General features: G+C 67.3%; 17 protein-coding genes. 5 read left to right on the top strand and 12 right to left on the bottom strand.

The genetic code is table 11. The features are described 5' to 3' along the window. The 4 genes from GY24_RS11815 to GY24_RS11800 all read right to left on the bottom strand — a co-directional run. Window positions 1-367 (bottom strand): biotin/lipoyl-containing protein (locus GY24_RS11815; protein WP_324778425.1); only part of this gene is annotated, 367 nt, incomplete at its 3' end. A gap of 60 nt (window positions 368-427) precedes the next feature. Continuing rightward, window positions 428-1435 (bottom strand): alpha-ketoacid dehydrogenase subunit beta, encoded by a 1008-nt coding sequence (locus tag GY24_RS11810; protein WP_407662181.1) that lies wholly within the window; start codon window positions 1433-1435, stop codon window positions 428-430. Between the two features lie 20 nt (window positions 1436-1455). Beyond that, window positions 1456-2556 carry a thiamine pyrophosphate-dependent dehydrogenase E1 component subunit alpha gene (locus tag GY24_RS11805; protein ID WP_104476004.1) on the bottom strand — a complete coding sequence of 367 codons (1101 nt, stop codon included), beginning with the start codon at window positions 2554-2556 and terminating at the stop codon, window positions 1456-1458. Window positions 2557-2654: 98 nt separating this feature from the next. Beyond that, a complete protein-coding gene (locus GY24_RS11800; RefSeq protein ID WP_104476000.1) occupies window positions 2655-3827 on the bottom strand; it encodes a histidinol-phosphate transaminase in 1173 nt (390 codons plus the stop codon). 93 nt (window positions 3828-3920) lie between these two features. Between GY24_RS11800 and GY24_RS11795 the strand changes: the two genes are divergently transcribed. Next, window positions 3921-4316 (top strand): phage holin family protein, encoded by a 396-nt coding sequence (locus GY24_RS11795; RefSeq protein WP_104475998.1) that lies wholly within the window; start codon window positions 3921-3923, stop codon window positions 4314-4316. Between the two features lie 20 nt (window positions 4317-4336). On the opposite strand, the gene GY24_RS11790 is transcribed toward GY24_RS11795, so the two are convergent. Further along, the gene (locus tag GY24_RS11790) at window positions 4337-5821 is read right to left on the bottom strand and encodes an alpha/beta hydrolase family protein (RefSeq protein WP_104475996.1); all 1485 of its coding nucleotides are present in this window, start codon (window positions 5819-5821) and stop codon (window positions 4337-4339) included. Next, window positions 5814-6200 carry a hypothetical protein gene (locus GY24_RS11785; protein ID WP_104475994.1) on the bottom strand — a complete coding sequence of 129 codons (387 nt, stop codon included), beginning with the start codon at window positions 6198-6200 and terminating at the stop codon, window positions 5814-5816. The genes GY24_RS11790 and GY24_RS11785 overlap by 8 nt, the downstream gene beginning before the upstream one ends. 182 nt (window positions 6201-6382) lie before the next feature. On the opposite strand from GY24_RS11785, the gene GY24_RS11780 reads away from it, so the two are divergent. Next, a complete protein-coding gene (locus GY24_RS11780) occupies window positions 6383-6910 on the top strand; it encodes a low molecular weight protein-tyrosine-phosphatase (RefSeq protein WP_104475992.1) in 528 nt (175 codons plus the stop codon). Further along, the gene (gene purB / locus GY24_RS11775) at window positions 6907-8295 is read left to right on the top strand and encodes an adenylosuccinate lyase (RefSeq protein WP_104475990.1); all 1389 of its coding nucleotides are present in this window, start codon (window positions 6907-6909) and stop codon (window positions 8293-8295) included. Before GY24_RS11780 ends, purB begins: the two co-directional genes overlap by 4 nt. A 189-nt stretch (window positions 8296-8484) precedes the next feature. Here purB and hpaH read toward each other — a convergent pair whose 3' ends face one another. From hpaH to GY24_RS11750, 5 genes are read right to left on the bottom strand one after another with little or no spacing between them, the layout of a single operon-like run. Beyond that, window positions 8485-9288, bottom strand: coding sequence for a 2-oxo-hept-4-ene-1,7-dioate hydratase (hpaH, locus tag GY24_RS11770; protein ID WP_104475988.1), 804 nt, complete (start codon window positions 9286-9288; stop codon window positions 8485-8487). Beyond that, window positions 9281-10168 (bottom strand): alpha/beta fold hydrolase, encoded by an 888-nt coding sequence (locus GY24_RS11765; protein WP_104475986.1) that lies wholly within the window; start codon window positions 10166-10168, stop codon window positions 9281-9283. Before GY24_RS11765 ends, hpaH begins: the two co-directional genes overlap by 8 nt. 23 nt (window positions 10169-10191) lie before the next feature. Next, window positions 10192-10953: an HpcH/HpaI aldolase family protein gene (locus tag GY24_RS11760; protein WP_104475983.1), complete on the bottom strand. Its 762-nt coding sequence runs from the start codon at window positions 10951-10953 to the stop codon at window positions 10192-10194. Continuing rightward, window positions 10953-12440, bottom strand: a complete 1488-nt coding sequence (locus GY24_RS11755) for a bifunctional 3-(3-hydroxy-phenyl)propionate/3-hydroxycinnamic acid hydroxylase (protein WP_104475981.1) — start codon at window positions 12438-12440, stop codon at window positions 10953-10955. The genes GY24_RS11760 and GY24_RS11755 overlap by 1 nt, the downstream gene beginning before the upstream one ends. A 46-nt stretch (window positions 12441-12486) precedes the next feature. Further along, complete coding sequence (locus tag GY24_RS11750) at window positions 12487-13356, bottom strand: 3-carboxyethylcatechol 2,3-dioxygenase (protein ID WP_161498734.1); 870 nt, start codon at window positions 13354-13356, stop codon at window positions 12487-12489. A gap of 141 nt (window positions 13357-13497) precedes the next feature. Between GY24_RS11750 and tcuA the strand changes: the two genes are divergently transcribed. Both tcuA and GY24_RS11740 read left to right on the top strand, forming a co-directional pair. After that, window positions 13498-14973 (top strand): FAD-dependent tricarballylate dehydrogenase TcuA, encoded by a 1476-nt coding sequence (tcuA, locus tag GY24_RS11745; protein ID WP_104475977.1) that lies wholly within the window; start codon window positions 13498-13500, stop codon window positions 14971-14973. A 110-nt stretch (window positions 14974-15083) separates the two neighbouring features. Further along, window positions 15084-15779, top strand: coding sequence for a GntR family transcriptional regulator (locus GY24_RS11740; RefSeq protein ID WP_133161185.1), 696 nt, complete (start codon window positions 15084-15086; stop codon window positions 15777-15779). Between the two features lie 15 nt (window positions 15780-15794). On the opposite strand, the gene GY24_RS11735 is transcribed toward GY24_RS11740, so the two are convergent. Beyond that, the gene (locus GY24_RS11735) at window positions 15795-17159 is read right to left on the bottom strand and encodes an MmgE/PrpD family protein (RefSeq protein WP_104475973.1); all 1365 of its coding nucleotides are present in this window, start codon (window positions 17157-17159) and stop codon (window positions 15795-15797) included. Window positions 17160-17210 lie beyond the last annotated feature (51 nt).

The raw sequence follows: 17210 nt of genomic DNA, 5'->3' as shown, positions 1-17210 counted from the left end.
CGGGCTTGTCGTCGGCGCTGTCTGCCGCGGCGTCGTCGCTCTCGACGGACACGGTGGCGGCGGCATCCGCGGCCACCGACTCTGCGGCGCCGCTGCCCTGGACGGCCGGGGCGGGCGCTGCGGCATCCGCGGAGCCGACGGTGATGATCGCCGTGCCGACGTCGACGGTGGTGCCCTCCTCGACCAGGATGGCTCCGACGATTCCGGCGAAGGGCGAGGGCAGCTCGACGAGCGATTTCGCCGTCTCGATCTCGACCAGGACGTCGTTGATCGCGACGGTGTCGCCGACGGCGACCTTCCACTGCACGATCTCGGCCTCGGTGAGACCTTCGCCGACGTCGGGGAGGTTGAAGGTGAGTTCGCTCATGGGGTGCCTTCCGTGCGGATGGTCAAAGTGTAGGTGGGCTCGGCCGAGAAGAGAATGTCGCTAGTAGGCGAGGGCGCGGTCAACGGCCTCGAGCACCCGGTCGGGGCTGGGCAGGAACTGCGTCTCGACAGCGGCGGGCGGGAACGGCGTATCGAAGCCGGAGACCCGCAGAACGGGGGCCTCGAGCAGGTAGAACGCCTTCTCCATGACCGTCGCGGCGATCTCGGAGCCGACGCTGACGAATCCGGACGCCTCCTGCGCCACGACCAGGCGGGTGGTCTTGGCGACCGACTCCAGGATCGGGGCGTAGTCGATCGGGGAGATCGAGCGGAGGTCGACGACCTCGATGCTGATGCCCTCCTCTGCGGCCAGCTCTGCGGCCTCGAGCAGCACGCTGATCATGGCGCCGTGGCCGACGACGGTGACGTCGGTGCCCGCGCGCACGACCCGGCTGGAGTGCAGCGGGGTGATCGCCGAGGCTTCGGCGCCGAACTCGACGGTGCCCTTGGGCCAGTAGCGGCTCTTCGGCTCGAAGAACAGCACGGGATCGTCGGAGGCGATCGCCTGCTGGATCATCCAGTAGGCGTCATTCGGGTTGGACGGGCTGACCACGCGCAGGCCCGGCGTGTGCGCGAAGTACGCCTCCGGGCTCTCCTGGTGGTGCTCGATCGAGCCGATGTGGCCGCCGTAGGGCACGCGGATGACGACGGGCATGCTGATCCGACCGCCGTGGCGGGCGCGCATGCGGGAGAGCTGGGTGGTGATCTGGTCGAAACCGGGGAAGATGAAGCCGTCGAACTGGATCTCGCACACCGGGCGGTAGCCGCGCATGGCCAGGCCGATCGCGGTGCCGATGATGCCGGACTCCGCCAGCGGGGTGTCGAGCACCCGCTTGTCGCCGAACTCGGCGTGCAGCCCCTCCGTGACCCGGAAGACGCCGCCGAGCGGGCCGATGTCCTCGCCCATCAGCAGCACTTTGTCGTTGGAGCTCATCGCGGCGCGGAGGCCGGCGTTGATCGCCTTGCCGAGCGGCAGGCTCGCGCTCGGGGCGCCCTCGTTGCTGGTCATCGCGTTGCCTGTCGTCGCGTTCATGCCGTGCCGTCCTCAAACGATGCCTCGAATGCCTCGAGCCACGCTTTCTGCTCTGTGATCAGCGGATGCGGTTCCGCATAGACATTGTCGAAGATCACCTCGTCGCCGGGTGCCGTGACCTCCAGGGTGCGCCGGCGCACGTCGGCGGAGAAGTCGGCCGCCTCGACATCCACCTCGTCGAAGAAACCATGCTCCGTGCCGCGGCCCTCGAGGAAGGCGCGCAGGCGCACGATCGGGTCGCGCGGCAGCCAGGCCTCGGTCTCGGCGTCGCGGCGGTACTTGGTGGGGTCGTCGGCCGTGGTGTGTGCGCCGATCCGGTACGTCATCGCCTCAATCAGGGCCGGGCCGTGGCCGGCGCGGGCGTCGTCGAGGTGCTTGGCGGTCACCGCGTAGCTGGCGAAGACGTCGTTGCCGTCGATCTGGATGCCGGGCATGCCGAATCCAGGGCCGCGCAGGGCCAGCGGCACGCGCGACTGGCGCTCGACCGGCACCGAGATGGCCCAGCCGTTGTTCTGCAGGAAGAACACCTGCGGCGTCTGGTAGCTGGAGGCGAAGACGAGCGCCTCGTTGACATCGCCCTGCGAGGAGGCGCCGTCGCCGTAGTAGACCATGACGGCCTCGTCGGTCTCGGGGTTGCCGGTCGCCGTGGTGCCGTCGAACTGCATGCCCATGGCGTAGCCGGTGGCGTGCAGGGTCTGCGAGGCCAGCACGAAGCTGTACAGGTGGAAGTTGCCGACCTCGGCCGGGTCCCAGCCGCCCATCGTGACGCCCTTGAGCACGCGCAGGATGTCGACGACGTCGAGCCCGCGGACCAGGCCGACGACGTGCTCGCGGTAGCTCGGGAAGATGTGATCCTGCGGGCGGGCGGCGTGCGCGGAGCCGACCTGGGCGGCCTCCTGGCCGTGGCTGGGCACCCAGAGGGCGAGCTGGCCCTGGCGCTGCAGGTTGGCGGCGTCCTTGTCGAAGCGGCGCACCACGACCATGTCGCGGTAGAACTGGCGGAAGTCGCCGTCGCCGAGCCGCTCGAAGTACGGCAGGTACTCCTCTGCGGCCTCGTTCGGGGCGAAGGTGCCGTCGGCGGCGAGCATCTGCACCATGGGCACGCCGTGCGGGGTGGGGGAGCTGCCGTTCACAGTTGGGTCACCAATCACAGTCTTGTCGGCATTCACGGTTTGGTCAGCGTTCACTGGGGCTGTCACCGTTCTGTGCGGGCCGGGTGGCCGGGGGAGAGGGAGTCGAGGATGCCCTGGGCGGAGGCGAGCAGGCGGGGCACCGCCTCCTCCTCGCCGATCGAGACGCGGATGCCGGCATCCGCCGGGTTCTCGGGAGTGGGGAAGGCGCGCACGACGAGCCCGGCCTCCAACAGCGTCGCGGCGGCGGCGGCCGTCTCGGCGCCGAGCGGCAGCCAGAGGAAGTTCGCGAAGGAGCGGGGGAGCGCCCAGCCCTGGGCGGTGAGGGCGTCGTGGATGGCGTCGCGCCGGGCCGCGATGACCTTGACCCGCTCGAGAAGCTGCTTCTCGGCGGCCAGCGAGGCCTGGGCTGCGGATGCGGCCTGGGCGGTGACCGAGAGCGGGATCGCCGTGGCGCGGGCCGCGTCCAGGATCGCCTCGGAGCCGATGGCGAAACCGACGCGCAGGCCGGCCAGGCCGTACGCCTTGGAGAAGGTGCGCAGGATCACGAGGTTGGGATAGCGCGCGGTGAGCGGCGCGGCGCCGCGCGGCAGGCCGTTGACGGCCGGCTCGTCCGCGGCGGCGCCGGCGTTCACGAACTCGGCGTAGGCCTCGTCGAGCACGACGATGACGTCCTCTTGCACGGTCGCCATGAAGGAGGCGAATTCCTCGGCGCCGACGACGCTGCCGGTGGGGTTGTTCGGGCTGCAGATGATGACGAGGCTGGTCTTCGGGCCGACGGCCGCGGCGATGGCGGGCAGGTCGTGGCCATGCTCCGGCGTGTTCGGCACCTGCACGCTCGTCGCCCCGGAGACCGTGACGAGGCCGGGGTAGGCCTCGAAGGAGCGCCAGGAGTAGACGACCTCGGTGCCGGGGGCGGAGGTGGCGAGGATCAGCTGGGCGAGCAGCGCGACCGAGCCGGAGCCGATGTGCACCTGGTCGGGGGTGACGTGGTGCCGCGCGGCGAGCTCGGTGCGCAGGGCCAGGGCCGTGGCATCCGGGTAGCGGTTGAAGTGGGTCTCGGCGGTGACCGCCTCGATCACCCCGGGCAGCGGGTCGAACGGGTTCTCGTTGCTGGAGAGTTTGAAGGCGTCGGCCGCGGCGGGCTTGCCCTGCCGGTAGGCGGGCAGTGCCACGATTTCGGGGCGCAGGCGCAGAGCGTTGTGCGATTCGGCGGCGTCGGGGGTCGTCTCACTCATCCTGCCGAGTCTATTCGGCGGGTATGCCGCGACCGGCATGCATCCGCTGAGAATTCCCCACGCGCAGGGGACCGACCGTGGAATAGTGGTGCCATGGGTACCTTCATCATTCGACTCATCGTCAACGCCGTCGCCCTCTGGCTCACGACTCTCATCGTGGCCGGGGTGAGCGTGCAGCCCTACGAGGACACCCAGCTGGCCACCGTGATCACCTACTTGATCGTGGCGCTCGTGTTCGGCCTGGTGAACAGCATCATCGGCACCGTGGTGCGCGTCGTCGCGTTCCCGCTCTACATCCTGACCCTGGGCCTGCTCTCGCTCGTCGTCAACGCGCTGCTGCTCATGCTCGCCGCCTGGGTGACCTCGCTGTTCGGCTTCGGCCTCGTCGTGGAGAACTTCTGGTGGGGCGTGCTCGGCGCCCTCGTGCTCAGCATCATCGGCGGCATCCTCGGCCTGATCATGCGCCCGCTGACCCGCAAGGACGACTAGGGCCCGCGCGGGCGGCACCGCTACTCGGTGCCGGGCACCCGCTCGGAACGCCAGCGGGTCATGCGGCCCGGCTCGGCCCCGGTGAAGCCCTGCACCAGGCGCTCGAAACCCTGCAGGCGCGGCTCGGTCGACGCGTCGACCAGCCGGGCCGTGTGGCGGTAGTGCTCCAGGCCGTGCGCCGCGAAGGGCCGCTGGGCCGAATTGGCGTGCGGCCCGGCGTCCCCGATGCCCAGCGCCGTGCGGCCCACCGTCAGCAGCTCGTCCGGGGCGCGCCCGCTGCCGCCGAGCGCGGGCACGATGTCGTCGGCGTGCTCGAGGGAGAGCCCGGGCACCCCGCTCGCCTGCACCGCCCCGAGCGGACCGCCGAGGTTGACGTAGCCGGCGACGTTGAGGTCGCCGGACTCGGCCAGGCGGGCCGCCACCAGGCCGCCCTGCGAGTGCCCGACGAGCAGCAGCGGGTCATCCTGTTCGGCACCCGCCTCCGCCAGCGCTGCCCGCACGGCCCGCTGGCTGGCCGCGTCGCCGCCGGCCGTCGCGTGCACGTTTGCGGTCAGGTCGAAGGGCTCGGCGGCCGGGGTGACGGCGAAGTCGGCCGTGCCTGCCAGGTAGACCACCCAGCGCGGCGCGCTCCCGCCGTAACGCTCGATCCGGATCTGCGGCGATCCGGCCGCCGAGTTCGGCACCCGGGCGGCCAGGTCTCCGATGCCGCGCGGGGGCGAGACCGCCAGGGCCTGGCTGGCCCGGTGCACCCGCTGCGGGGTCTCCCGGAGGGCCTGGCTGCCCGCGGCCGCCGCGAACAGGGCCAGCGCGGTGACGGCGGCGGCGCCCTCCTCTGCCCCGACCGCCGCGCCGATGGGCAGGGCGGCCGCGGCCGGGAGGCGCAGCAGGCCGGCCGCGAACTCGTCGCCTGACCCGATCGCCGCCCGCACCAGCTTCACGAAACCGGGGCTGTTCAGCAGCCACGGGTCGGCCAGCACCCAGCGGGCGACGAGCGTGGACAGCCGGGCGGGCAGCCGGGCGGGGTCGACACCGAACCCCGTGCTGAGCAGCACGCCGAGCGCCGCCAGCGGGAGGAGCGTGAGCGCAGCGGAGGCGAGCAGCAGCGGCAGCGCCCTCCCCGCCGTCCAGGCAGAGAACTGGGCCCCGGCGCCCCACAGCGCTGCGATCGTGCGCTCCGCGTGGCCATAGCCCTCGGCCGCCCGGGTCAGGCCGGCGCGCAGCCGCTCCGCCGTGGCCTGGAAGGCCTGCAGCCGGCGCAGCGCCTCGCCGAGCAGCTCGGTCGATCCCGGCTCGGCCGCCCCGCCCGCGCCGACGCCCCAGCCCACCCCGGCGGAACCGGCCGCTCCGACCTCTCCGGCGGTATCCGCGGCCAGCACCGCGCGGAGCCGCGCGAGCCAGTCCTCCGCGCGCGCCTGGCAGGCGCCCAGCTGCGCGGCATGGGCGAACATCTCGTCGGTGGCGACCGCGCTGCTCCCACCCCCGGAGAGCGTCAGCGTGTCAGCCACCGGCCAGCTCCGCCGCCTGCCGCAGCAGCCGGCCCAGCCGCTCGCACTCGCCCTGCCAGCCGGCCAGCTCCCGCCAGGCGCTCGCCTCGGCGGCGTGCAGCGCGGCGACCGCCCCCGCGAACTCGCGCCGCAGGCCCAGCAATTGCTCGGCATAGGCGATGGCGGCGGGGGAGCGCCACCCGTCCACGTCCGGCGGCAGCGCCTGCGCCTCGGGCTCGACGGCGGCGAGCACCGCGCGGATGCCGCGCAGGCGCGCCTCCGCGGCCAGAACGGCCGCCTCGGCGCCCCGCAGCTCCCAGGCCAGTTCGAGCCGCGTCGTGCCGCCCGCGCCCGAGGCACCGGTCGAGCCCGGAATCCCGCCCGCAGCAGAGTCGCCCATGACCCCACCCTGAACTCCGCAGGGGCACCGCGGGGAGCCGCACCGAATCTGGGGACGGCCCACCGGATCCCCGGGCTGTGAGCACGCGATTGTGCGAACAGTCGACACGCCGCGCCGCGACATCCGAAAATCGAACACAAATTCGATGCCTACGCGGCCCATTTTTAGCCCACAATGGGACCATGACGCGCGCCCACTCGCCGAGCGAAGACGCGCAGCCCTTCCGCATCAGTTTCGTGTGCACCGGCAACATCTGCCGATCTCCGATGGCCGAGGTCGTGCTGCGCGAGCACGTGGCGCGCGCGGGCCTCACCGGGTACATCACCACCACCTCCTCCGGCACGGGCGACTGGCACGTGGGGGAGCGGGCCGACCAGCGCACCATCGAGGCGCTGGCCCGGCGCGGCTACGACGGAAGCATGCACAGGGCGCGGCAGTTCGACACGGGTTCCTTCGCCTCCTTCGACCTGATCGTCGCGTTCGACCGCAGCCACGAGCGGATCCTGCGCGGCTGGGCCCCCACCGAGGTCGAGCGCGACAAGGTGCGCATGATGCTCAGCTTCGACGCGGAGCAGGCGCATCTGCGCGATATCCCGGACCCCTACTACTCGGACGATGCGATGTTTGACGCAGTTCTTGGGATGATTGAGAGGTCTTCCCAGGCACTGTTCCGGCAAATTGCCCCCGCAATCCGACAAGGAGTCCGATGAGTCCCCTCCCCACACAACCGCTCAGCCCGCTTGATGGCCGCTACCAGGCCGCCGTCTCGGGGCTCGGGGAGTTCCTCTCCGAGGCCGGCCTCAACCGGGCTCGCGTGCAGGTCGAGGTGGAGTGGCTGATCTACCTGACCGACCACTCGATGTTCGGCTCCGCGCCGCTGACCGCCGAGCAGCAGGCCTCCCTGCGCGCCCTCGTCACCGACTTCGGCCAGGCCGAGATCGATGAGCTGGCCGAGCTCGAGGCCGTCACCCGCCACGATGTGAAGGCCGTCGAGTACCTGGTGCGCCGCCGGCTGGCCGCCCTCGGCCTCGACTCCATCGCCGAGCTCACCCACTTCGCCTGCACCAGCGAGGACATCAACAACCTGAGCTACGCACTCACCGTGCAGTCCGCCGTCACCACCGTGTGGCTGCCCAAGCTGCGCGGCGTGATCGCCAAGCTGGCCGAGCTGGCCGAGCAGCACCGCGACGCCGCCATGCTCTGCCACACCCACGGCCAGCCGGCGACGCCGTCGACCATGGGCAAGGAGCTCGCGGTCTTCGTCTACCGCCTCGGCCGCATCGTGGGCCAGCTCGAGGGCACCGAGTACCTGGGCAAGTTCTCCGGCGCCACGGGCACCTTCGCCGCGCACGTCGTCGCCGACCCGGATGCCGCCTGGCCCACCATCTCGCAGGAGTTCGTCGAGGGCCTCGGGCTCAGCTGGAACCCGCTCACCACCCAGATCGAGTCGCACGACTGGCAGGCAGAGCTCTACAACCGCGTCTCCCACGCCAACCGTGTGCTGCACAACCTGGCCACCGACATCTGGACCTACATCTCGATGGGCTACTTCCGCCAGATCCCGCAGGCGGGCGCGACCGGCTCCTCGACGATGCCGCACAAGATCAACCCGATCCGCTTCGAGAACGCCGAGGCCAACCTCGAGCTCTCCTCTGCGATCCTCGACTCGCTCGCCGCGACGCTGGTCACCAGCCGTCTGCAGCGCGACCTCACCGACTCCAGCGCCCAGCGCAACATCGGTGTCGGCTTCGGCCACTCGATGCTCGCCCTGGACAACATCCAGCGCGGCCTCGGCGAGATCGATCTGGCCCGCGAGGTGCTGCTGGCCGACCTCGACGCGAACTGGGAGATCCTCGGCGAGGCGATCCAGACCGTCATCCGCGCCGAGGTGGCCGCTGGCCGCTCGAACATCGAGGACCCCTACGCAATGCTCAAGGAGCTGACCCGCGGCAAGCGCATCGGCCAGGCCGAGCTCGTCGCCTTCGTGAGCGGACTCGACATCGGTGACGCCGCCAAGGATCGCCTGCTCGCGCTGACCCCGGCCGGCTACATCGGCCTCGCCAACGAGCTGGTGGACCGCCTGCCCCGCGTCTAAGCCCTGGCAACACGGAACGCCCGGCAGCCGAGGCTGCCGGGCGTTCTGCTTTATTACACCAACCCGACAGCAGAACGGCCGCAACTCCCCGGGATCAGGGTGTTGCGGCCGCCGCTCGGACTCTCCGTTGAGCCCACCTCGGAGCGCGGAAACGCTCAACAATGCCGTTCCCGAACGCGGGTCCGTTCGCTACTCAAATGTGCAGCTGAGCACGCCCAATGGGCCATAGTCCGCATGGAAGACATCCCCAGCATGCGCGAAGATTGGTCGGGTGAAGGAACCGGAGAGAATGGGCAGACCAGCCTCAAGCTCTTCACCGTAGGGAATCAGGCTGTTCGCCAGCCAGGCGACGCCGGCGGCAGGATGCCCCATCACGGCCGACGAGACGCCCGACTCCTCGATGACGCCGTTCTGGTAGAGGACGGCAGCCACCCAACGCAGGTCAACCTCGTGGATGCGCACGGGGCGGCCGCCCAGCACGATCCCGGCGTTCGCCGCGTTGTCGCCAATGGCGTCGACTATCTTGCGTGCACCACCTGTGATGGGGTCCTTCATTTCGAGCCTGGAGTCCAGGATTTCCAGTGCCGGTTGCACCCAGGCCGTGGCATCGAGCACGTCGAGCAGGGTGATACCCGGTCCTCTCAGCGGTTTATCCAGCACGAAGGCAAGCTCGACTTCGATACGCGGCTGAATGAACCGTGACGTCGGAATGCGGGCCTGTTCGCCCCACATCTGGTCATCCAGATAGAAGCCACGATCTGGCTCATCGACAAGCTGGGCCTTCTGCATTGTCCGAGAAGTGAGGCCGATCTTGCGCGCCGCCATCGTGCGCCCAGTGGCGATTTTCAGATCGCGCACGACGCGCTGGATTGCGTAGGCCTCGTCGATTGTCATCTCCGGATGCCGCACCGACAGTTGCGTGACAGGAACCCGCTTGATCTCGGCTTCAACCAATTCTTCGGCGAGCGCCCGGATAGTGGTCTCGTCAAGCATCGGTCTCACCGCGTCCCAGGAATTCGATCGCCTTTTCGTTCCAGAATTCCGGATCCTCAAAGTTCGGCCAGTGAGCGACGTGGGGCATCTCCAGTGAGGTCGAACGCGGCATGTACTCCAGGATTCTGCGCGCCGTTGACTCATACTCGGCGACGTCCTTGCCCGCGACAATCACGAGAACAGGAACCGCGATGGACTCCCATTGCTCGATCGAGAGCAGGTTGGCATTTCGCACATCAGGGTCCTGCAGAATCAGCAGGTGGTCGATGCTCTCCTTGGTCTCCGGGAGGCGGTAGATGGCCTGGCGCAGCGCGATCAGATCGGGGATCCGATTCTCTTCCTCTGCGATGAGATGCACGAACATTGCCTTGATCGAGTCCCAGTCTGGAGTGTCAACGGCCGCCATCCGCTGGCGGCGAATGCGCTCCATTTTCGACGCGCTGGCGATGAGTCCAGCCGGCGACATGAGGATCAGCTTCTCAGTGCGCGTCGGCTGCTCGACCGCGAACCGTGCCGCGACCCACGCGCCCAGCGACATCCCGATGATCGAAGCCTTCTCCACGCCGAGCGCATCCATCACCGCAAGCATGTGACGCACGTACACCGTGGTGTCGTAGTCGTAGCGCGGCTTGTCACTGAAGCCGTTGCCGACCATGTCGAAGGCGATCACCCGATAGTGGGCACTCAGCGCCTTGAGGTTGGGGGCGTATGCCTCCCAGTGTGCCCCCGTGCCGTGAAGAAGCATGACGGCCGGCTTCGACGAGTCGCCAGCCTCAACCACACGCGTGGAGACGCCGTCAACTGTGATCCAGCGCTGGGCGAAGGCTGTGTCACGAAGCCACGACCAGATACTGCGGTATTCCTGCGTTGCGTCAGTCATTGGGTTCCTTTCGAGGTGTGCCGTCAGGCAGCAGGGAAGCGCGCGCGAAGGCTGTCGAGCGCGGTAGCGAATATGGCGGTGTCTGTTCCGACACCGACGAAGGCGAATCCTCGGTCGAGAAGCGCTTGGGCATCCTCGACGTGGCGAGTGAGGCCGCCGATCGGCTTGCCCGCGGCGGCGGCTGCGGCGACAACCGTGTCCACTGCCGCGAGCACATCAGGGTGTTTCGGCTGGCCCAACAACCCCATCGACGCGGCCAGGTCGGCCGTTCCGACGAAGAGGGCGTCGACCCCGTCGACAGCGGCGATGTCGGCAATGGCTGCGACGCCGGCCACCGACTCGATCTGCACAATCACGCAGATGCCGTCCCGCGCGTTGCTGAGGTAACCCGCGTCTCGTCCCCAGTTGCCGGCCCGGGTCTGACTGGACACACCACGGATTCCGTGGGGAGGGAACGCGACGGCCGCGGCGATCTCTCTGGCCTGCTGCACCGATTCCACCATCGGAATCAACAGATTCTGTGCGCCGACATCGAGCAATCGCTTGATGATTGCCACGTCACCGTTCGGCGGTCGCACGAGCACCGAGACCGGGTGCGCGGCTGCGGCTTGCAGCCCATGGACCACCGTGATCGGGTCGGCCGGCGCGTGCTCGGTGTCGAGGAGCAGCCAATCAAAGCCGGCAGATGCCGCAATCTCCACCGCGATAGGATCCGACAGGTTGCACCAGATGCCGATCTGCCCGGCACCCCCATTGAGGCTTACAGCGAATGCGTTGTCACGCATCAGCGCATCACGGTGTCAAGGCCGGCGAAGAGTGTTGATTCCAGCTCACGCAGTTGGCGAGAAAGTGCGTCAACGTCGCCAGCGGTCGAGTAGTAGTAGCGGTCTGGACGCACGATGGCGGCACCGCTGCCCAGCTCCTCCAACCACTCCGCTGCGGGCCCAGTTGCCTCGATCAACGCCCAGTCTCGCGAGCTGATCAGCCCGCGCAGATCGTCGGACATCTGAGCGGCGAGCGAAGGTGAGACCACGATGCCGAACCGATAGCCCACGAGGTCGTCGAGGCGTCGCCCGTCCGCGAGCCGGGGTTGGGGTGCCAGAAGCCCCCCAGCTGGCCCATCGGCAGAGTAGACGCCTGCGCCCAGTCGCGGCGGCTCTCCCGAGCCTTCACGACCGATGCGTGCGTTCAGCTCCGTCAGTTTGGTGCGGTCGGGGTCGGTGAGAACCGCGCCAAGCGACGTAGCGGTGCGTATGAAGAATCGTGCGTGTTCCGAACGCTCTGACTCGTAGCTGCGCAGAAGCCCCGTGCTCGCGCCTTCGAGAATGATGGCTCGCAGCCGCCAGCACAGGCTGATCACATCTCGCACCCCGGTGCAGAGCCCCTGGCCGAGGAATGGCGGGGTCTGGTGGGCGGCGTCTCCAGCGAGCAGTACGTGGCCAGCTGTCCACGTTTCTGCGACGAGCGCACGGTGGGTGTAGACAACCGCACGCAGAAGCTCGGCCTCTTCTGGACGCAACCAGCGCGAGACTCTCCTCCAAATGTTCTCGGGATCCACCGCGGCCTCGAGATCTTCTCCGGGGGCGGCCTTGAACTCGAACCGGCGCAGATCACGGACCACATGAATATAGATGACCGGCTCATGCGGGTCTGCGTAGTGCGTGTTGATCTCCGGCAGCTCAGCCGAGTCTTTGACTGCGAAGTCCACAACGATCCAGGGTTCGTTGAGCCCGAAATCATCGAGTTGGGTTCCGACAATCTTGCGCACGAACGAGCGCCCGCCGTCACAGCCCACCACGAAGCGGCCGCGCACACGCGCACGCTCACCATTGGTGAGGTTGACGGCCTCCACGACGGCGCAATCGACCTCATCAACGACGGAGACAACGTCGTGGGAGTTCCTGGCGTCAATGGCGCGCTGCCCGATCCCGGATCGGAGAACGCTTTCGAGATCGGGCTGGTGCACGTTGTAACGGTCCGGCCAGCCCTGTGATCCCTCTCCTGAGACGCCGGGTCTGGTCGAGACGACCTGCCCATCAACGTCAAGGTACTGTGCACCTCGGAACACTTTGAGCAAGGGATTGAGCTCGTCGGTGAGGCCGATCGCTTGCACCGCCCGCATGATTTCGCCGTCGATACCGACGCCACGCGGGCTTTGCACCACGCCCGGCTCGCGATCAAATGCCACAACGCTCAGACCGCTCTCATGAAGCAGGTTTGCCATAAAGGCCCCCACCGGACCGAGCCCAACGATCACTACGTCGCATTCCATTGCTTGATTCACTTTGTCCTCAAAATATCCGCGGCAGCTTGGCGCTTCAGCGGTGTGCCGAGAAGTCGGACATTGCGATGCCCATGCCGGTCAGCCACTCACGCACGGGCTCATAGGCGACGCGGTCGAGCGCCTTGCCTCCGGCCGCATGTGCGGCAAGCCACGTGCGGACCTCATTCACTCCAACGCCGGCTGGGTCGAGGTCTGCCTGCTCGAGATGCTCCGCCCATGCGGTGTCAGCATCCGCGAGCGAGCTGATGAACGCCTCGTCCCAGTCCGGTCGAATCATGTCCTTCGCTGCTTCCCGGTGCTCGGCGCTGATCCGCTTTCGCTCATGTTCAGGGAGGCCCTCCGCGACCAGAGCAAGGGTGGGCGGGTTGTGCGAAAGCCCACCGGAGCCGATGTAGAGGACGCGCTCGTCGAAATCGGTCAAGATCTCCCCGACGGCCTTCCCCAGCGCGACCGCGCGAGCAGGGCGCGCCAGGGGCGGCGTCGCGCAGTTGATGAAGATCGGCACAATTGGCACAGAGTTCAGCGCGCCAATGACATCTGCGACGGTCTGGCCGAATCCGTGGTCGAGTGCGACATGCCGGGTGACGGCAATGTCGAAGTCGCGCGCAATCAGTTCGGCCACGAGTGTTTTGGCCACGTCGACTGGCACGTCGTACGGCCCGGTGGGGGAGCGCAGGTCACCCAGACCCTCTGCTGAGTAGACAACCGAGATCGCGGGAAGGTTGTCGGTGAAAGAGCGCCGATGGTCGGAGCCGAAGAAGACGACCAGCGTCGGCTTGAAGGCACGCACTGCGTCTCGAACCTGAACGAGGCCCGCGCGAAAGTTGTCGCCGAACTGTTCCTCATCATCGCGGGCGAACCCTGGACTGTGCGATAGGCACAGAGTCTGACTTACGTACACCATTGTCGTAGCTCCAATCAGAACATTAATACATTCACATACTGCTGTATACCGTAGCATAGTGCTGTCGACACCCCGCTCTAATGTTGGGGCTTATCGGTCCCGCCGCATCGTCGCGGCGGGCGTAAAGAGGCAGGAGCCAAAATGAGCAACAGGCAGAACTCAGCGGACGTGATCATCGTCGGTGGCGGCAACGCAGCACTGACTGCGGCAATTGCCGCGGCCACGCGGGGCCGCCGCGTGCGGGTGCTCGAACGAGCACCGAAGGGGCTCGACGGGGGCAACAGCTACTACACCGCCGGAGCCACGCGCATGGTCCACAACGGATTGGATGACCTTCTGCAGCTTGTCGAAGCTGACGACCGCCACCCCAGCACGGTGGCACCGCCATACAGCGCCGCGGATTACACAGCCGACATCGTCAAGGTGACCAACGGCCGGAATGACACCGAACTCACGCGCGTACTCGTCGAAGAGATTCGCCCGACGATGGACTGGCTGCACAGCTTGGGCATGCGCTACCGGCTCATGTATGAGCGCCAGGCCTACTCACGCCCCGACGGCACGCACCTTTTCTGGGGGGGACTTCACGTCGGCAATGTCGGCGGTGGCGTTGGGCTCGTCGAGACAGCTACGGCCATCGCAATCAAGCACGGCGTGCGGATTGAGTACGGCATGGAGGTCACGGACCTCATCGTCGAATCCGGACATGTCGTCGGCGTGCGCGTGCGCGGGGAGGACGGGACGGAAACGGAGGAGTTTGCCGAGTCCGTCATCCTCGGCGCTGGCGGCTTCGAGGCAAACGCAGAGATGCGCCGCACCTACCTCGGCGAGGGCTGGGAGAATGCGAAGGTGCGTGGCACACCTTTCAACACGGGCGGTCTGCTTGAGGCCGCACTGCGCATCGGCGCCGCGCGAGGCGGCGACTGGCACAGCTGTCACTCGGTGCAATGGGATGCGTTCAACCCCGAGAACGAGTCGAACCGCGAACTCACGAATCGCTTAACCCGACAGTCGTACCCGCTGGGCATCATCGTCAACAAGGATGGGCGTCGCTTCCTTGATGAGGGCGAGGACTTCCGCAACTACACCTACGCGAAGTACGGAAAAGTGATCCTACAGCAGCCCGATTCCACCGCTTGGCAGATCTTCGATGCGTCACTGCGCCCGTTGCTGCGCTCCGAGGAGTATGACATGCCGGGGATCTCAGTCACGACGGCCGACAGCATTGCCGAGCTTGCCGCTGCCATCGGCGTTCCCGTTGAATCGCTTGTGATGACGGTGAATGAATACAACGCCAGCATTGACACATCGATTCCGCTTGACCACAACGTCAAGGATGGTCGGGCCGCTCGGGTCGAGCCGCCCAAGAGCAACTGGGCCGCGCCGCTCAGCACAGGACCGTTCTACGCCTACGGTGTCACGTGTGGAATCACGTTTACTTTCGGCGGGCTCAAGTCCGACATCGACGGCCGCGTGCTCGATGAGAGCGGCACTCCGATCCCGTCACTCTTCGTCTGCGGAGAGATGCTCGGTGGGCTCTTCTCCGACAACTATCCGGGTGGATCCGGTTTGGCGGCCGGGATGGTCTTTGGACGACGCGCCGGCATGATCGCTTAGCGATCCAGACGGGCGCGTCCGCCGCGATCATATCTTCGCGGTGGGCACGCCTTTTTGATGTACATCGGAGTACTGTTGCGTACAGCTCGAATCCAGAAGAGGTGCTCGTTATGACTAAGTCGGCTTCCTCGGCCACAACGCCCGCGCAGGGCGCGCCGCTGCCAGCGGTGAAGGCGAATCCGTACGACAAGATTCGCGAGGCGATCGTCAGCGGGGACCTCAATCCAGGGCAACCACTCGTGGAGTCAGCTCTGGCGACCTGGTGTGGCGTGAGCCGCACACCGGTGCGCGAGGCGCTGCAGCGCCTTGAGCAGGATGGTCTTGTCGCGTGGAGTGAGCGCGGACTCGTGGTGCGCGACCGGAGCCCAGAGGAAATCCTCGACATCTACGAGGTACGCACCGAGTTGGAAGCGGCATCCGCTCGCACTGCAGCAGACCGACGCACCGATCGTGACTTGCAGATGCTCCGCGCCGCGTTGGCCCTCGGCGACAACATTGATCCGACGAAGCCCGAGGAGCTTGTGCGCTACAGCCGCAATTTCCACCTGCACGTCCAACGAGCTGCCCACAATGAGGCGCTCAGCGATCTACTTGATCGCGTCAATCTTCACCTCTCCCGATACTCGGGAACACAGCCGACCTTGGCGGAGCCCGGCCGCTGGCAGGTCGCCCGCGTCGAGAACGCGGCACTTGTTGACGCGATCGAGAATCGCGACGCCGAACTCGCCCACCGCATCAACCACGCGCACTTTTCGAAGGCCCGCGATATCCGCCTCGCCATGTTCAGCACGGAGTTCACCAAGTAAGCGGGCGACGCCCGGTCACCCGAAGAGGCCGACCAAGCTCTCGGCATCCTGCAGGGCACGCAAACGCCGGAGCAGCGCCGGCCCGTCGACGCCGTGGCTCCGGCTTGCCATGCGCAAAAACTTGCCGTCGACCTCGGCTTGAGTGAGCGGGCGGCTCCACGATCCGCGCGCGTCATCGCAGCGCGCGGAATAGCGGCGGCCGGCACACACAACCTCTATCTCTGCATACCGGCCTTCCATGCCCGCCGAGAGATCACCGCTACTCTCATCCTCGATAACGGTGATAGCGCGCATCACTCGCTGCACCTTGTCATCGTGAATGGCCTCATCGCTGAAGTGGTCGGGGCTTGGAATGCCACGCACCAGGCTCGTCGCGACCGCATAGGGCAGGCTGAATTTCGCCTGGAGACCCGTCTCGGGGTCGTCGTGGATCAAAGCGGTTCGAGCGCCGAGCGGCACACGCACCGTGACTGAGTCAACGTCGACTCCGCTCGGTAGCACCTCGCGTACGTCGAGGGTGGCATCTATGGCGTAGTGCCCGCCACGGCAACAAGGATAGAGCTTCACTCCAAGTTCATCGGTACCCGCGGCCGCGGTCTCCAAGATGGTGGCGACCGGATCCGCATACTCGCCTGGCCAGGATCCATCGCCAAAAACCCGAACGCCGCCCAGATCACGCTCGAGGGCGTTGGGAGCAGCAAGGCCGCCGGCACGCGTGAGCAGCACCGCTTCGACCCCCGCTCGTGCGGCTAGGCCAGCGTGCAGCGGCTTCAGGATTGTGCCGAAGTTCGCGCGCACACCAAACGACATCGACACTCCCGCGCTCATGGAATGCGCAATTTCGCTGACCGAGAGGCCAAGCATCGTTGCCACTCCGGCAGCGGCGCCTACTGCACCACATGTCGACGTCGAGTGCCAACCCCTGGAATAGTGCCGCGGGCCGTAGGCACGGGCAACTGCAGACATCACACCCAGGCCGGCCATATACCCAAGCATCACTCGGCGCGGCTGGACCTGTGCAGCCTGGCCAGCCGCGAACAGGGCCGGCAGCAGCACCGTGCTGGCATGACCGTGAATGAGATAGTGCACATCGTCGAAATCCATGAGGTGGCCGGCAGTACCGTTGAGCAAGCTTGCTTCACTCGCGTTTGCTCCCCGACCTCGACCCCACACCTGCGCGTCTCCGGGTGCGCCGTGGCTGGCGACCGCAAACTCCTCGGCGGCCTGGTAGTCAGGTTCTCCGCTGGCGGCAATGGCGACGCCCACTGTGTCCACTACAGAATCAAGGGCACGCGCCTGCGCCTGCGGCGTGAAGTCGTCAAGTGTGAGCGTCCCACACCAGTCGGCGAGTGGTTGAGTAATCGACGGCAACTCGGTCATGACATTCCTTCTCCATGCAAGAAGACTGGGCGCGGCATTCGTTGCCGCACC

This window comes from Microterricola pindariensis (assembly GCF_002936985.1).
Classification (GTDB): Bacteria; Actinomycetota; Actinomycetes; order Actinomycetales; family Microbacteriaceae; genus Microterricola; species Microterricola pindariensis.
Note: the sequence above shows the minus strand (reverse complement) of the source record. Positions and strands in the feature narration are given on the sequence as shown.

Coding starts and splice junctions, on each gene's coding strand:
- GY24_RS11810 (WP_407662181.1), bottom strand. CDS start 1,435: ATGACCAGCAACGAGGGCGCCCCGAGCGCGAGCCTGCCGCTCGGCAAG.
- GY24_RS11805 (WP_104476004.1), bottom strand. CDS start 2,556: ATGGTGCAGATGCTCGCCGCCGACGGCACCTTCGCCCCGAACGAGGCC.
- GY24_RS11800 (WP_104476000.1), bottom strand. CDS start 3,827: ATGAGTGAGACGACCCCCGACGCCGCCGAATCGCACAACGCTCTGCGC.
- GY24_RS11795 (WP_104475998.1), top strand. CDS start 3,921: ATGGGTACCTTCATCATTCGACTCATCGTCAACGCCGTCGCCCTCTGG.
- GY24_RS11785 (WP_104475994.1), bottom strand. CDS start 6,200: ATGGGCGACTCTGCTGCGGGCGGGATTCCGGGCTCGACCGGTGCCTCG.
- GY24_RS11780 (WP_104475992.1), top strand. CDS start 6,383: ATGACGCGCGCCCACTCGCCGAGCGAAGACGCGCAGCCCTTCCGCATC.
- purB (WP_104475990.1), top strand. CDS start 6,907: ATGAGTCCCCTCCCCACACAACCGCTCAGCCCGCTTGATGGCCGCTAC.
- hpaH (WP_104475988.1), bottom strand. CDS start 9,288: ATGCTTGACGAGACCACTATCCGGGCGCTCGCCGAAGAATTGGTTGAA.
- GY24_RS11765 (WP_104475986.1), bottom strand. CDS start 10,168: ATGACTGACGCAACGCAGGAATACCGCAGTATCTGGTCGTGGCTTCGT.
- GY24_RS11760 (WP_104475983.1), bottom strand. CDS start 10,953: ATGCGTGACAACGCATTCGCTGTAAGCCTCAATGGGGGTGCCGGGCAG.
- GY24_RS11755 (WP_104475981.1), bottom strand. CDS start 12,440: ATGGAATGCGACGTAGTGATCGTTGGGCTCGGTCCGGTGGGGGCCTTT.
- GY24_RS11750 (WP_161498734.1), bottom strand. CDS start 13,356: ATGGTGTACGTAAGTCAGACTCTGTGCCTATCGCACAGTCCAGGGTTC.
- tcuA (WP_104475977.1), top strand. CDS start 13,498: ATGAGCAACAGGCAGAACTCAGCGGACGTGATCATCGTCGGTGGCGGC.
- GY24_RS11740 (WP_133161185.1), top strand. CDS start 15,084: ATGACTAAGTCGGCTTCCTCGGCCACAACGCCCGCGCAGGGCGCGCCG.
- GY24_RS11735 (WP_104475973.1), bottom strand. CDS start 17,159: ATGACCGAGTTGCCGTCGATTACTCAACCACTCGCCGACTGGTGTGGG.